This window comes from Streptomyces sp. NPDC096323 (assembly GCF_040302845.1).
Lineage (GTDB): Bacteria > Actinomycetota > Actinomycetes > Streptomycetales > Streptomycetaceae > Streptomyces.
In genome coordinates, this window is sequence record NZ_JBEOSI010000001.1 from 415,872 (window position 1) to 428,865 (window position 12,994).

Annotated in this window: 14 protein-coding genes; 7 read left to right on the plus strand and 7 right to left on the minus strand. The window is 70.6% G+C overall.

The features are described 5' to 3' along the window. Position 1: 1 nt before the first annotated feature. Positions 2 to 709 (minus strand): succinate dehydrogenase, encoded by a 708-nt coding sequence (locus ABTX18_RS01815; RefSeq protein WP_352120743.1) that lies wholly within the window; start codon positions 707 to 709, stop codon positions 2 to 4. A 94-nt stretch (positions 710 to 803) separates the two neighbouring features. On the opposite strand from ABTX18_RS01815, the gene ABTX18_RS01820 reads away from it, so the two are divergent. Next, the gene (locus tag ABTX18_RS01820) at positions 804 to 1,703 is read left to right on the plus strand and encodes a LysR family transcriptional regulator (RefSeq protein ID WP_352120744.1); all 900 of its coding nucleotides are present in this window, start codon (positions 804 to 806) and stop codon (positions 1,701 to 1,703) included. Between the two features lie 28 nt (positions 1,704 to 1,731). Here the strand turns inward: ABTX18_RS01820 and ABTX18_RS01825 are convergent, their stop codons facing one another. From ABTX18_RS01825 to ABTX18_RS01835, 3 genes are all read right to left on the minus strand, one after another. After that, the gene (locus ABTX18_RS01825) at positions 1,732 to 3,906 is read right to left on the minus strand and encodes a putative bifunctional diguanylate cyclase/phosphodiesterase (RefSeq protein ID WP_352120745.1); all 2,175 of its coding nucleotides are present in this window, start codon (positions 3,904 to 3,906) and stop codon (positions 1,732 to 1,734) included. Next, a complete protein-coding gene (locus ABTX18_RS01830; RefSeq protein ID WP_352120746.1) occupies positions 3,903 to 4,721 on the minus strand; it encodes an SAM-dependent methyltransferase in 819 nt (272 codons plus the stop codon). Before ABTX18_RS01830 ends, ABTX18_RS01825 begins: the two co-directional genes overlap by 4 nt. Before the next feature lie 192 nt (positions 4,722 to 4,913). Then, positions 4,914 to 5,870 carry an SCO0930 family lipoprotein gene (locus ABTX18_RS01835; RefSeq protein WP_352120747.1) on the minus strand — a complete coding sequence of 319 codons (957 nt, stop codon included), beginning with the start codon at positions 5,868 to 5,870 and terminating at the stop codon, positions 4,914 to 4,916. A 749-nt stretch (positions 5,871 to 6,619) separates the two neighbouring features. On the opposite strand from ABTX18_RS01835, the gene ABTX18_RS01840 reads away from it, so the two are divergent. Together ABTX18_RS01840 and ABTX18_RS01845 are read left to right on the plus strand one after the other, a co-directional pair. Further along, positions 6,620 to 7,387, plus strand: a complete 768-nt coding sequence (locus ABTX18_RS01840) for a bestrophin-like domain (RefSeq protein ID WP_352120748.1) — start codon at positions 6,620 to 6,622, stop codon at positions 7,385 to 7,387. Positions 7,388 to 7,560: 173 nt separating this feature from the next. Continuing rightward, entirely contained in the window at positions 7,561 to 8,115 is a 555-nt protein-coding gene (locus ABTX18_RS01845; protein ID WP_352120749.1) for a hypothetical protein, read from the plus strand. A gap of 112 nt (positions 8,116 to 8,227) precedes the next feature. On the opposite strand, the gene ABTX18_RS01850 is transcribed toward ABTX18_RS01845, so the two are convergent. Beyond that, positions 8,228 to 8,914 carry a hypothetical protein gene (locus ABTX18_RS01850; RefSeq protein ID WP_352120750.1) on the minus strand — a complete coding sequence of 229 codons (687 nt, stop codon included), beginning with the start codon at positions 8,912 to 8,914 and terminating at the stop codon, positions 8,228 to 8,230. Positions 8,915 to 9,227: 313 nt separating this feature from the next. On the opposite strand from ABTX18_RS01850, the gene ABTX18_RS01855 reads away from it, so the two are divergent. Then, on the plus strand, positions 9,228 to 9,887 hold the full coding sequence (locus ABTX18_RS01855) for a class F sortase (protein WP_352120751.1): 660 nt from the start codon (positions 9,228 to 9,230) through the stop codon (positions 9,885 to 9,887). Between the two features lie 87 nt (positions 9,888 to 9,974). Here ABTX18_RS01855 and ABTX18_RS01860 read toward each other — a convergent pair whose 3' ends face one another. After that, the gene (locus ABTX18_RS01860; RefSeq protein ID WP_352120752.1) at positions 9,975 to 10,820 is read right to left on the minus strand and encodes a polysaccharide deacetylase family protein; all 846 of its coding nucleotides are present in this window, start codon (positions 10,818 to 10,820) and stop codon (positions 9,975 to 9,977) included. A gap of 164 nt (positions 10,821 to 10,984) precedes the next feature. Here ABTX18_RS01860 and ABTX18_RS01865 point away from each other — a divergent pair, with 164 nt between their 5' ends. Both ABTX18_RS01865 and ABTX18_RS01870 read left to right on the plus strand, forming a co-directional pair. Continuing rightward, complete coding sequence (locus tag ABTX18_RS01865) at positions 10,985 to 11,446, plus strand: universal stress protein (RefSeq protein WP_136325676.1); 462 nt, start codon at positions 10,985 to 10,987, stop codon at positions 11,444 to 11,446. Between the two features lie 188 nt (positions 11,447 to 11,634). Next, positions 11,635 to 12,204: a sigma-70 family RNA polymerase sigma factor gene (locus ABTX18_RS01870; RefSeq protein WP_352120753.1), complete on the plus strand. Its 570-nt coding sequence runs from the start codon at positions 11,635 to 11,637 to the stop codon at positions 12,202 to 12,204. On the opposite strand, the gene ABTX18_RS01875 is transcribed toward ABTX18_RS01870, so the two are convergent. Continuing rightward, positions 12,138 to 12,335, minus strand: a complete 198-nt coding sequence (locus ABTX18_RS01875; RefSeq protein WP_352120754.1) for a zf-HC2 domain-containing protein — start codon at positions 12,333 to 12,335, stop codon at positions 12,138 to 12,140. The two genes, ABTX18_RS01870 and ABTX18_RS01875, sit on opposite strands and share 67 nt — an antisense overlap. Before the next feature lie 124 nt (positions 12,336 to 12,459). On the opposite strand from ABTX18_RS01875, the gene ABTX18_RS01880 reads away from it, so the two are divergent. Further along, positions 12,460 to 12,972: a hypothetical protein gene (locus tag ABTX18_RS01880; protein ID WP_352120755.1), complete on the plus strand. Its 513-nt coding sequence runs from the start codon at positions 12,460 to 12,462 to the stop codon at positions 12,970 to 12,972. The last annotated feature ends 22 nt before the right edge of the window (positions 12,973 to 12,994 follow it).

A 12,994-nucleotide genomic window follows, 5' to 3' on the forward strand; every position in this document is an offset into this window, starting at 1 on the left:
GTCAGCTCACCACTCCGGTCATGACGGCGACGGGTACGGAGACGAAGCCCACCGTCAACGCGAGTGCGAGGACTCCTGCGAGGGTCTTCAGGAAGCGGTCGCGGGTCGCGCGGCCGGCACCGAGGGTCTGCGCCGCGCTCCAGAACCCGTGCTGGACGTGCAGCCCCATGGCGAGCATGGCGACGATGTAGACGACGTTGCCGTACCAGGTGGAGAAGGTGTCGATGACGTTCTGGTACGGGTGTCCGGACTGGAAGCCGCCCGAGTGCACGGTGCCGGTCGTCAGGTCGAGGATGTGCCAGACGATGAACAGCGCCAGGATGATGCCGCCGTAGCGCATCGTGCGGGTGGCGTAGCTCGCGCGCGGCTTCTTGTGCACGTACGTGACGGGGCGGGCCCTGAGATCGCGCCGGCTGAGCTGGTACGCGGAGACCGCGTGCAGGACCACCGCAGCCACCAGCACGACACGGACGATCCACAGCGCCCACTCGTGGTGCAGGAACGGCTCGCCCATCACCCGCAGCCAGTGCGCGTAGCCGTTGAACTCGTCGGAACCGAAGAAGATCTTCAGGTTGCCGACCATGTGGACGACCAAGTAGAGGAGCATGACCAGCCCGCTCACGGCCATGATCGTCTTCTTGCCGACGGTCGAGTCCCAGAGCGTGCGCGTCATGGACGGCCGTCGGTCCGTCCGGGTTGCCAATGCCATGGACACGACGCTAGGGCCGGAAGGCCCGATCGGTCCAAGACATGGAATGCCTGATCTCCATAGGCTCTGTCTATCAACGGGGGTAGGATGACGTATGCAGTTCCAGCAGCTCACGTACTTCGTGGCCGTCGCCGAGGCCCGGCACTTCACTCGCGGCGCGGAGGAGGTGCACGTCTCGCAGCCCTCGCTCTCGCAGCAGATCAGAGCCCTGGAGAGTGAACTGGGCGCCGAACTGTTCAGCCGGGCCCGGGGGAACATCACGCTGACGGACGCGGGCGAGGCCCTGCTTCCGCTCGCCCGGCGCATCCTGGCCGACGCCGACACCGCACGCCATGAGGTCCAGGAGCTGGCCCAGCTGCGCCGCGGCCGGGTCAGACTGGGCGCGACGCCCAGCGTCTGCACGGGTCTGCTGCCCGATGTGCTGCGCGCCTTCCACGACCTGCATCCGGGGATCGAACTGCTGCTGGAGGAGGGCGGCTCGCACGACCTGGTACGGGAACTGGCGCGCGGCGCACTCGATCTGGCGCTGCTGGTCCTCCCGCTGCCCGCGGCCTCACCGGCGCTGACCACGGTCGAGCTGCTCCAGGAGGATCTGGTGGTGGTCTCGTCGGCGGACGGCCCCCGGCCCGGCCGGGGCGGCACGGTCCGGATCGCTGATCTCCAGGGCGAGCCGCTGGTGATGTTCCGGCACGGATACGACCTGCGGGAGCTGACGGTCGCCGCATGCCGCGCCGAGGGCTTCGAGCCCTCGTTCACGGTGGAGGGCGGCGAGATGGACGCCGTACTCGGCTTCGTGCGCGCGGGTCTCGGTGTCGCGGTCGTGCCGAGCATGGTCGCCACCCGGGCGGGCCGGGACCTGCGGACGACACCGCTGGCACGGCCGGGGCTGCGCCGCACGATCGCGCTGGCGCACCGCAGCGACGTGGCTCCGCCGCGGGCTGCGCGGGAGCTGCAGCGGGTACTCCTGGCCAGCCGGGCGGACGCCGTGTCCTGAGGCGCTCAGGACACGGCGTGCACCCCGCTCACACCGCGTCGGCCAGCCGCAGGGAGTGGATCCGGTCCGGCGCCCCGGGGCGTGCGTAGTACCAGCCCTGGGCCGTGTCGCAGCCCAGCTTCCGCAGCTGCTCCGCCTGCGCCCCCGTCTCCACGCCCTCCACCGTCACGGCCAGGTCCAGGCTGTGCGCGAGCGAGACGATCCCCTCGACGATCTTCAGGTCCACCGGGTCGGCCGGATGGTGCTGCATGCCCTGGGTGAAGGAACGGTCCAGCTTCAGCACGCTCACCGGCAGCCGCCGCAGGTTCGCCAGGTTGGAGTACCCGGTGCCGAAGTCGTCGAGGGCTATGTCGACGCCCATCTCGGCCAGTTGCCGCAGCGGCTTGAGCAGATCCTCGTCGGCCCCGATGAGCGCCGACTCGGTGACCTCCAGGCACAGCGCCCCGGCTTCGAGCCCCGAGCGTTCCAGGACGTCGACGGTCTCCGCGACCAGCCGCGGGTGGTGCAGCTGGGCCGGTGAGAGGTTGACGTTGATCCGCAGCGGACCGCCGTCGGTGTGCCGCTCCTGCCAGAAGTTGGCCTGCCGTACCGACTCCTCGAGGACCCAGCGCCCCAGCGGCACGATCAGCCCGGTGTGCTCGGCCAGCGCGATGAACCGGTCGGGCCCGAGCACCCCGTGCTGCGGGTGGCACCAGCGCACCAGCGCCTCCGCGCCGTGCACCGAACCGTCGTCCAGGTGCACCAGCGGCTGGTACTCGATGAAGAACTCACCGCGCTCCAGCGCCGCCGGCAGCGCCGTGGTCAGTCCGTGCCGGGTGATCGCCCGGGCGTCCGCCTCCGCGTCGGCGAGCTCGAAGCGGTTGCCGCCCGCTGCCTTGGCCCGGTACATCGTGATGTCGGCGCTGCGCAGCACCTCCGCGGCGCTGCGTTCGCCGGCCGGTCCCTCGACGACCCCGATGGACCCGCGGACGGTGAGCTCGCGCCCGTCGAGGCGGATCGGCGTGGCGAGCGCGCTGAGGATCCGGCAGGCCAGCTCGTCGACCTCCTGCGCGGTGTCGGGTCCGGTGGTGAGCGCCACGAACTCGTCGCCGCCGAGCCGTGCCACCATCTCGCCGGGTGCGGTCGCGCAGCTCTGGAGCCGGTCGGCCACCTCGACCAGCAGCCGGTCGCCCGATGCGTGGCCCAGGCTGTCGTTGATCGCCTTGAAACCGTCCAGATCCAGATAGCACAGACCGAACCGGCTGCCGTCACCCGCCGAGAGCGCCTTCTCCAGGCGCTCGAAGAAGAGCGTCCGGTTCGGCAGGCCGGTGAGCGCGTCGTGCGTGGCCTCGTACCGCAGCCGCAGATTGAGCAGCCGCCGCTCGGTGGTGTCCTCCATCAGGGCCAGCTGGTACTCCGGCCGGCCCTCGGTGTCTCGGAGCAGCGACACCGTCAGATTGGTCCACAGGACGGTGCCGTCGTTGCGGTAGTACGGCTTCTCGACCCGGTAGTGCTCGCGTTCGCCGCGTACCAGCTCGTTGTAGTACTTCCAGACCTGCGGGGAGTCCTCCGGGTGGACCCACTCGTTGACGCGGTGGCTCAGGACGTGGTTCTCGAGGCCGCCGAACATCCGGGTGAGGGTGTCGTTGACCTCCAGCACGTTGCCGTCCAGGTCGGCGATGCCGATGCCGATGGCCGCGTCCTTGAAGACGGCCCTGAAGCGCGCCTCCGTCGCGTGCAGCGCCTGTTCGGCATGGGAGCGCGCGGTGAGCGCGGAGCGGGCGATCGCCTCCTGCTCGGCAAGCGTCCGCTCGCGCAGGGCCTGCGAGAAGCCGCCGGCGACCGCGTGCTGGATCCGCGCGCAACGGGAGCGGCTGTCCTCCGTCGACAGCGTGGCCGGGCCGTTGCTTCCGCAGTAGAGCACCAGATACGAGTCGACGACGCCGAGTGTGGAGCTGAGCGCGTCCGGGTCCGTGCAGTGCGCCGCGACGAGTGCGGTGCCCACCGCGCTCGCGGGCGCGGGGTCGAAGGGCCGGGCGTGCAAGGTGTCGCTGAGCGTGCGGGCCAGGGGGAGCAGATGCTGCTCGACCTCCGGCCGGGTCATGGAGGTGGCCGTCGACGGAAAGATCGCCCGGCTCCAGATCGTGGCGAATCTTCGGAGCCGGTCCTCGGGACCGTCCGGCTCCGCGTCCGGGGCTCCGGACGCCTGGGCGGGGATGCTCACGCCTTGCGTCCCACTCCACCGAAGCCCGAGAAGGCGTACGGGTCTTCGTTCTCCAGCGCGGCGGAAGTCTCGGGGCGCCAGGCCGGCATCGCCACCAGTCCGGGCTCGACCATCTCGTAGCCGTCGAAGAACCGGCCGACCTCGTCGCGCGAGCGCATGACCAGCGGATTGCGGATGTTCTTGTACACCCCCACCGCGCCGCCGGCCTCCTCCTCCGTCAGCGGGATCCCCTCGTACGACGCGTGGGTGACGACGAGGAGACTTCCGGGAGCCAGGATGTCGCGCAGGGCGGCGACCGCCGCGTGCGGGTCGTCGGCGTCCTCGATGAAGTGGAGTACGGCGACGAGCAGCAGCGCCACCGGACGGTCGAAGTCGAGGAGCTTGGAGACGTCGGGATTGTCCCGGATCTCCTCGGGCCGGCGCAGGTCGGCGGCGGCGATCACCGCACGGTCGTTGCCTTCGAGTACGGCCTGGCTGTGGGCGACCGCGACCGGGTCGTGGTCGACGTAGGCCACCTTCGCCTGCGGGTCGATCGCCTGGGCGACCTCGTGCACGTTTCCGAAGGTCGGTATCCCGGAACCGATGTCCAGGAACTGCGTGACGCCCTCGTCCAGCGCGAAGCGCACGGCACGGCGCATAAAGGCGCGGTTCGCCTGCATGATCTTGGGAAGTCCCGGCATGAACTCCATGGCCTTGCGGGCCGCTTCCCGGTCCACCTCGAAATTGTGCGAGCCGCCCAGATAGAAGTCGTACATTCGGGACACGCTCGGCACCGAAATGTCAATGCCGTGCGGTGCCCAGGCGGGACGCTCCATCGATGTCTCCAACAAGTCGCCTCGGTGATCCGGCCATGTTCATGGTCAGTATTGACCAGAGGCTACTGACCCACCACCAGGAGAGCGAGCGGAAACGGAAATTAGCGGTCCGTTATTGGTCACACACCAGTGGCATGTGCAACCGTCCCGTCGCTGCGGGTGACATGCGGCGACGGGACGGCGGGGGAGGATCTACTTGGGCGCGCCGGCCAACTTCGCCTGGGGAGACACCGCGTACCAGGTTCCGCCGACGCCCTGTCCCTTGGTGTCACCGGGTTTCACGTCCCCGGAGAAGGTGTAGATGGGCCAGCAGTCAATGGCCTGTTGCTTGAGTCCGTCGGGCCGGTCGAAGGTGACGAATCCCTTCGTCGTGACACCGTTCACGTCATTCTTCTCGACCGGGGCGACAACCGGCCACTTCGAGAGACACGCCCCGGTACAGGCCGATTTCATCGGCCAGGCAACGTCCTTCTTGAAGCGGTAGACCGTCATGCCGCGCCTGTCCACGACGATATCGCCGAGTTTCGGATCCTTGCGCACGGAGAGTCCCGCGAGGTCCGCCGGCTGGGCACCGGAAGGGCCGTCGGCGTTCAGTGCCGCCTTCTTGCCGTCGGGCGCCGAGGCGAACCAGGTTCCGCCCACCCCCTGGCCCAGGGCGTCGCCCGGCGCGGCGTCCTTGGCGTACCGGTACATCGGCCAGCCTGCCAGGGTGAGTTGCTGCGTCCCGTCGGCCCGCGTGACCTTGCCGACGAGGGCGGTATCGGTCCCGGCGGCGGCCGTGACATTGCCCGCGGGGACCGGTGGCCAGGCTTTCGCACAGTCGCCGTCGCAATTGGACCGGGGCGGGCTCGCGGTGTCCTTGTCGAAGCGGTAAAGGGTGAATCCCTCGCTGTCCGTCAGCACTTTCCCGAGCTTCTTGCTGTCCCACACGGCGAGCTGACCGGCCTGTTTCGCCGAGGCGTTCTCCGTCGTCGCCCCGGAGCCGTATCCGCTGTCCGCCCCGTAGCTGTCAGCGGCCTGACCGGCCGGGCTCGCGTTGCCCACGTTCTGCCCGGTGGACTCCGTGCCCTTGTCCTGACTGCACGCCGTCGTCAGCGCCAACAGGGTCACCGCGGTCACCGCGAGCGAGGCGTTCCGCCAGCTGTTCATGTCAACTCCCGTGGTACTTCTGCCAGTTGCGACGCGGGTTCGCGCCGTTCATGGCCCTAGATACGGGCGCCGGGCCGGTCTTTGTTCAATGCGTACTCAGATTCTTCGGAAGCCGCAAACCCCTAACGCCCAAGATCCGCTCCATCAGGGGAATCCACCGGCTCCCGGGCGTGTCCGGCCACAGCCCGGAACATGCTCCCGACGTGTACGGATCACTCATCGGCCGGCTCACCGCGGCCGTCGCACTCACCTGGCTGCTGACCGCTCCCACGCCCGCACTGGCCGACAGCTGCTCGTACGCCTCGATCGGTGACGACGACGGCGGGGCGGCGGTGGCCGTCAGCGGCGACGGCAACTGTCATGCGGGGCCGGAACCGGAGCCCGCTCCCCCGCCCACCCCGAAGCCGAAACCCCCGCCTCCGCCTCCGCCACCACCTCCGCCGCCCCCACCGCCTCCGCCACCACCTCCGCCGCCCCTTCCCGCGCCGCCGGACCCGGCGCCCGCACCGCCCCCTCCGCCGCCTCCCCCTCCGCCTCCGCCTGCTCCGGCCCCGTCACCCGCACCCTCGCCCTCCGCGCGCCCGGCACCCCCGGCCCCCGTGGCGCTTCCCTCGTACCGCAGACCCGTGAGGAAGGAACCGGAACGTCACACCTCTCTGGTCACGCTCACTTTGATGATCACAGCCCCCGCAGTGTTCGCCGTCGCCGTACTGCGGCCCCGTTCTTCCCGATGACCTCCGGAGGCACCCATGTCGGAATGGCTGGTTCTCACCCTCGCCATGGCCGCGGCCAGCACCGTTGTGCTGACCATCGCCGTCCTCAACAACCGCCGGCTGCCCGAGGACGACGACCCGTCCGAGACGCCTGACGTCATCGAATACATGACGATGATGATCGGCGTGGTCTACGCGATCGTGCTGGGCCTCGCCATCGCGGGCGTCTGGGAGGGCCGCGGCGCGGCCCAGGAGTACGTACGCCTGGAGGCGCAGGCGCTGCACGAGGTCAACGCGCGCTCCGCCGTCTACCCGGCCGAGGTCCGCACCCGGATCCGCGCGGACGTCGACGCCTACGTCAGCTATGTCGTGCACGACGAGTGGCGGACCATGAGCGAGCGGGGCACGCTCGGCGACCGGGGCGGCGAGCTCCTGGCCCGGGTCCGCGCCGACGTCACGGACTACCGGCCGAAGACGGACCACGAGGGGCAGGCGTACCAGCCGCTCGTCGACCAGGTCGCCGCGGCGGACGACGCCCGCCATGCCAGGGGGCAGAGTGCCGGCGCCACGATGCCGGGCGTCGTCTGGTTCGGGCTGATCACGGGGGCGCTGGTCACGGTGGGGCTGATCTTCACTCTGCAGATCCGCCGCACGTTCCGCGAACTCCTGCTGGCCGGCCTCTTCAGCGTGCTGATCGCCTTCCTCCTCTTCCTGATCTGGGACTTCGACGCCCCCTTCGGGCGAGGCATCTCCGCCACCGCCGCACCGTTCCTCGATCTGTTCCCGGGCGCGGCGGGAGGATAGGAGCACCCGGTCCCCCGGCGGTGCGCCGCCCGGGGGACACCGGTGCCCCATTCGCCGGACCCCGATCGCGGGCGAAATACACCACTTCTAGCGTTGCGCCTATCGAGGCGCATTTCTGACGCTTTGTGGAAATCCGTTCCGCAGCTGCTCCTCGGGGACCCGGAGGATTCACCATGCGCGCAATACCTGTCACCCCCGTCGCTCTGCTCGGCGCCGCAGCACTCGCCCTGTCCGCTCCGGCCGTGACCGCGTATGCCGCTACCACGGGCGGTCCGTCCAGCCCCGGGAGCGGATACACCGTCACGCCTTCGGTGGTCGCGCCCGGCGGCCAGGTCACCCTGGCGGCCAGGGCCTGCTCCGCCACGGCCACGGCGACATCCGGGGTCTTCGACACCGTCACCATCCCCAGGAACGGCACGGGCACGGCAACGGTCGACCGGGACGCCAAGCCGGGCGCCGCCTATCAGGTGACGTTCACCTGCAACACCTCGCCGAGCTCCACGGCGCACGTGAACCTCACGATCAGCGCTGCCACGAGCACGCCCACCACGAGCTCGACGAGCTCCGCCGTGTCCACGGCCTCCCCGGCCGGCGTGCAGGGCGGTCTCGGCGGCAGCATCGACAGCGTGAACTCCGGCGAGATCGTGGCCGGCACCGCGCTGGCCGTGGCCGCCGCCGCGGGCACCGTGTTCGTGGTGCGCCGGCGCAAGGAGAGCCGCTCGCACTGACCGGCACAGCAGCAACCGACCGGCACAGCGGCACACGACCGAAGTCGCCCCGAGTCCTCGTGGAGGACTCGGGGCGACTTCGGTTATCGGGCCGGTGGGTGCGTCGTTACGGTCAGACCGCCCCATGGCTCATCCTCCGACGGCGCATGACGTACATGCCTCCGCCGAGGGCCGCCGAGGCGACCAGGCCCGCGCCGACGCCCATCTCCGTCGGGCTCGCTGCCATGGAGCCGCCGAAGCCGCCCTGCGCGCCACGGCTGTTGAGCACGGTGAAGCGGTGTCCGGCCGTCCGGTCGGTGCCGTCGCAGCGCACCGTCAGGTTGTAGGTGCCGGGCGTCGCGTCGTTGAAGATCCGCACCCGCGCGTGGCCGACCCGGCCGGCCGAGAGCCTCGTGGTCCGGAACGCGTTGGACGAGACGCTGCCGCCGCGGCCGCAGCCCTCGGCGCTGACCTGCATGGCCGCGCCCTGGTGCACGCGCTCGGGGTCGACGGTCACGTTGTTCGGACCGTTGTTGCGGCCGTTGCCGTTCCCGTTGCCGTTCCCGTTCCCGTTCCCGTTGCCGTTCCCGTTCCCGTTGCCGTTGCCGTTCCCGTTCCCGTTGCCGTTCCCGTTCCCGTTGCCGTTGCCGTTGCCGTTGCCGCCTCCGTTGTCCCAGTCGCCGGGGTCGTTCCAGTCGTTCTGGCTGTTGCCGTTGTTCTGGCCGTTCCCGACGTCTCCGCCGGCAGCCGCCATCGGAGCACCGAGCCCGAGAGCGGCGACGGCGGTCGCGGCGACAACGAGAGCGCGTGTAGCACGCATCGTTCGAACCTCCAGCGGAAGGCGCTCCGGAGCTCTGTGCACCGGGATGGTTCGACGAGGACGCCTCCCATGACGAACCATCACCAGATCCTTCACCCCCCGCATTTCGGGACTGCTCCACCCCGGTGATCCGACACGCCGCACGAATGGCCGCGCACCTGACGGAGCCGCAGGTCACCGCCCGGCAGAATTTTTATCCCGCTGCTACTCCGATAAGCAGCCCGTCAGATCGTCACCACCCGTTCGCACGTCCCTGAATGCCGTGCGGCCGCCCCCGGCCTAGCGTTTCCTTCGTCGCGACGAAGGGAGAACCATGGGCCGGGACAACTGGCGCCCCGAACGGATCAGACACTCGCCGTGGGGCGCACTCGCGCTGGCGATGCTCACCGGTCTCGCGCTGATGCGGAACGGCGCGGACCTCTCGCCCGGCCCGCCGCAGCCGGTGGCCGCCGCCTCGGTGGGCCACCAGAAGGTCGCCCCCGGGGCCCCGGTGGCCGGCCCGGCCGTGAAGCCGCTGGCCTACGCGCCCGTGGAACGCCTGGCCATCCCCTCGATCGGGGTCGAGGCACCCGTGATCGACGTGAACCTCGACGCGAACGGCTGGATCGAGACACCGCCCCCGCAGGACCCCAACCTGGCCGGCTGGTACCAGAACGGCATCGCGCCCGGCCAGCTCGGCACCTCCGTCATCGTCGGTCACGTCGACAACGAGGCGGGACCCGCCGTCTTCTACGGGCTGGGATCCCTGAAGAAGGGCAACCGCGTCGAGGTCACCCGCAGCGACGACCGGGTCGCGGTCTTCGAGGTCTACGGCGTCGAGGTCTTCTCCAAGCACGACTTCCCCGGCGCCCGGGTGTACGGCGACACGGGACAGGCGGAACTGCGGGTCATCACCTGCGGCGGCGGCTACACGAAGGCGAACGGCTACGACGGAAACGTGGTCGCGTTCGCCCGCCTGGTCGACACCCGCTGACGACTGCTGCCGGGAGCCGCGGCCCGGCTGCGGGCCCCGCTTCCCGGCCCCCGGCCCGCCCCGGCCCGGCAGCGGCCGTCGCACACCTCAGCGGCGCTGCGGCACAGTCATCCGGTACCCGTCGTCGAGCAGCTCCGGCAGATAGCGGCGCAGTGCCGCCACGCTCTGCGAACGGTCGCCGCCGGCGTCGTGCGAGAGCACCACGACTCCCGGGCCAGCGCCCTGCCCGACCCGGCGGACGATGGTGTCGGCGCCCGGTTCGGTCCAGTCCAGGGTGTCCAGCGACCAGGCCATCGGCTCCATGCCGAGCGAGGCCCCGATCTCGAACGAGTTCCGGTTCCAGGCCCCGTAGGGCGCCCGGTACCAGAGTGGCGGAGCGCCGGTGAGCTTCTCGACCACGTCGCTCGTACGGCCCAGCTCGTCGGTGACACCGGCCCGGGAGAGCGTGGTGACCAGCGGATGGGTCCACGAGTGGTTGCCCACGGTGTGCCCGTCGTCGGCGATCCGGCGGACGAGGTCCTGGTTGTCGTGGGCCATCTCCCCGCAGAGGAAGAACATCGCCCGTACGTGGTACCGGCGCAGCGTGTCCAGGATGTGCGGGGTGTACAGCGGATCGGGCCCGTCGTCGAAGCTCAGCACCATGGCCCGGCCGATATCCGGCAGTTCCTCGAAAGGCCGGGTGCGGACCGGTGGCACCGCCGGACGGTAGCGGGGCGGGCTTTCCGCGGTCATGGGCCGCAGCCGGTAGGCGAGCGGCCGGGTCCGCAGGGCGGCCGCCTGCGGACCGGCCGTGGCGGCGGACGGCGGCGCGGGACGCTGGAACGGGGTACCGGCGGAGTCCGCCGCGACCAGGCGCACGACAGTGGCGGCGCCCAGCCCGGCGGCCAGCCTCAGCAGCGTTCTGCGCGTCGGCGGCATCTGATCATTTTTCATGACCTACTGCTCGCACGTCCGCTCTGTCACCTCTCCCCACGACACCGGTCACGGAGGGTTTTGCACCCGATGGAGGGAGTGCGTCCGCGCATCCGGCAGCAGCGCGCCGGGGCACTCGGGAGCCCGGAACGGGCCCGACCGGGGGAACCGATAACCTCACTGCCGTGACAGACCAGCAGTCCCACCAGTTCGAACGTGGCACAGACGGCCCGAAAGTGATCGTCGCCGGCATCGACGGCTCCGAATCCTCCATGCGCGCCGCGGCGTACGCCGCAGGCCTCGCCCGTCGGCAGCGGGCCATGCTCGCCCTCGTCTACGTCCAGCCCGTGCTGACGGCGGGTGCCGCACTCGGTGCGCCGGTCGGGGATGCGACCGGGGACGTCGCGGAGGGCCTGGTGAGCGAGATCAGGGCGTCCACGGAGCGGATGAAGGACATATGGGATGTGCGCTGGGAGTTCCACACCTTCCGCGGTGACCCGTACAACGGTCTGGTGACGGCTGCGGACGAGCTCAAGGCGGACGCCGTCGTGGTGGGCGCCTCCGAGTCGGCGGGGCACCGGTTCATCGGCTCGGTGGCCGTGCGCCTGGTGAAGGCCGGGCGCTGGCCCGTCACCGTGGTCCCGTAACGCCGCCGGCCTCTGCTCGCACCGGCCCCGCGCCACCCCCGCCCGACCGTTCACCGCACCATTCGCCGCTCCGTGCGACCGCTCGTCGCACAGCGCCGGGTTTGTCCTGTTCCCCGGGGCGTGAATGCGTTCGTATACGCCAGTCGGCAGCGAGGCGGCAGAAATCTCCGCGGGGAAGGGCGTTCACCATGACCACGACGACGACCGATGAGCGGGCACTCGCGGATCTGCAGCGTGACCACGGACCCGCCCTGTTCCACTTCCTGCTCGGTCTGACGTTCGGCGACCGGCAGCGCGCGGAGGATCTCCTCCAGGAGACGCTGGTTCGGGCCTGGCAGCACCCGGAGGCGTTCGACGGTCCGTACGAGTCGATGCGCCCCTGGCTGTTCACGGTAGGGCGCCGGCTGGCGATCGACGCCCGCAGGGCGCGGCTGGCACGGCCCTCCGAGGTCAGCGACTCGGTACTGGAGAGCGCCCCGGGGCGGGAGGACACCGCGGATTCCGCGGTCGCCGCGCTCGATGTACGCGAGGCGGTCCGCACCCTCAGCCCGGAGCACCGGGCCGTGCTCGTCCAGATCTACTTCCGGGGACTGAGCGTGGGCGAGACCGCCGAGGTGCTCGGGATACCCTCCGGTACGGTGAAGTCCCGCTCCTATTACGCGCTGCGCCTGCTCTCCCGTAACCTGCCCGGCTACTCGAGCAGGTCCTCCTCGCTGAGCAGCGGCAGCAGGGCCGCCGCCTCCGCCACCGCCACGTAGTCGGCCGCGCACCGGTCGCAGCTCTGCAGATGGCGGGCCACGGTGTGCGCCTCCGCGGCCGTGAGCGCGTCCAGGACGTAGGCGCCGAGCAACTGCCGCATGTGGGGTCCGTCCTCCGGGTGGCCGGTCATCGCAACCTCGTATCTGTGACGGATCGGGTCCGACGGATCCTGTCCTTCTGGCCACGCGGGGCGCGCTCCCCCGGTTCAATGCTGCGTGTAGGGCCGTACCGAGAACGGAATGGGGCGAGACCGGATGCGTCCGGAACGTCAAGACGGATCCAGTGGCGGCGGGCTGCTGATCCCGATGGCCTGGATGTACGCGGAGTACATCGCCGACGAACTGCTGCGGACCGGCGAACTGATGGAGCCGGCGACGCTGGAATACCGGGCGGGGCGCGATGCGCTCGCCCTGACCGTGTTCCTGTCCGACGGCGCGGTGGCCGGGTCCCTCCCGTCCGCCCGGGTGGACGAGCTGCGGCTGCTGACGGCGTACGGGGCTCCGTGGCGCGGCTGGGTCTGCGCGCGGCTCGACGCGCTGGAGGAAGCGGGCGACACCGGACCGGACCTCGCTCTGGCCCGGGCGGCCTGGCGGTGGCTGGAGGACACCGAACTCCTGACGGCCGACCTGGACGCGCTCGGTCCGCCGCCGCGGGAGCCGGCCGACAGCTCCGGGGAGGCGGAGGAGGAGCGAGCGGCCGCCCAGGTGTGGACACCTGCCTGGCAGCTGGGCCTGCCGCTGGGGCACCTCTCGATCCACCTGTACTGAGAGGTCCGCCTGTACTGAGGGA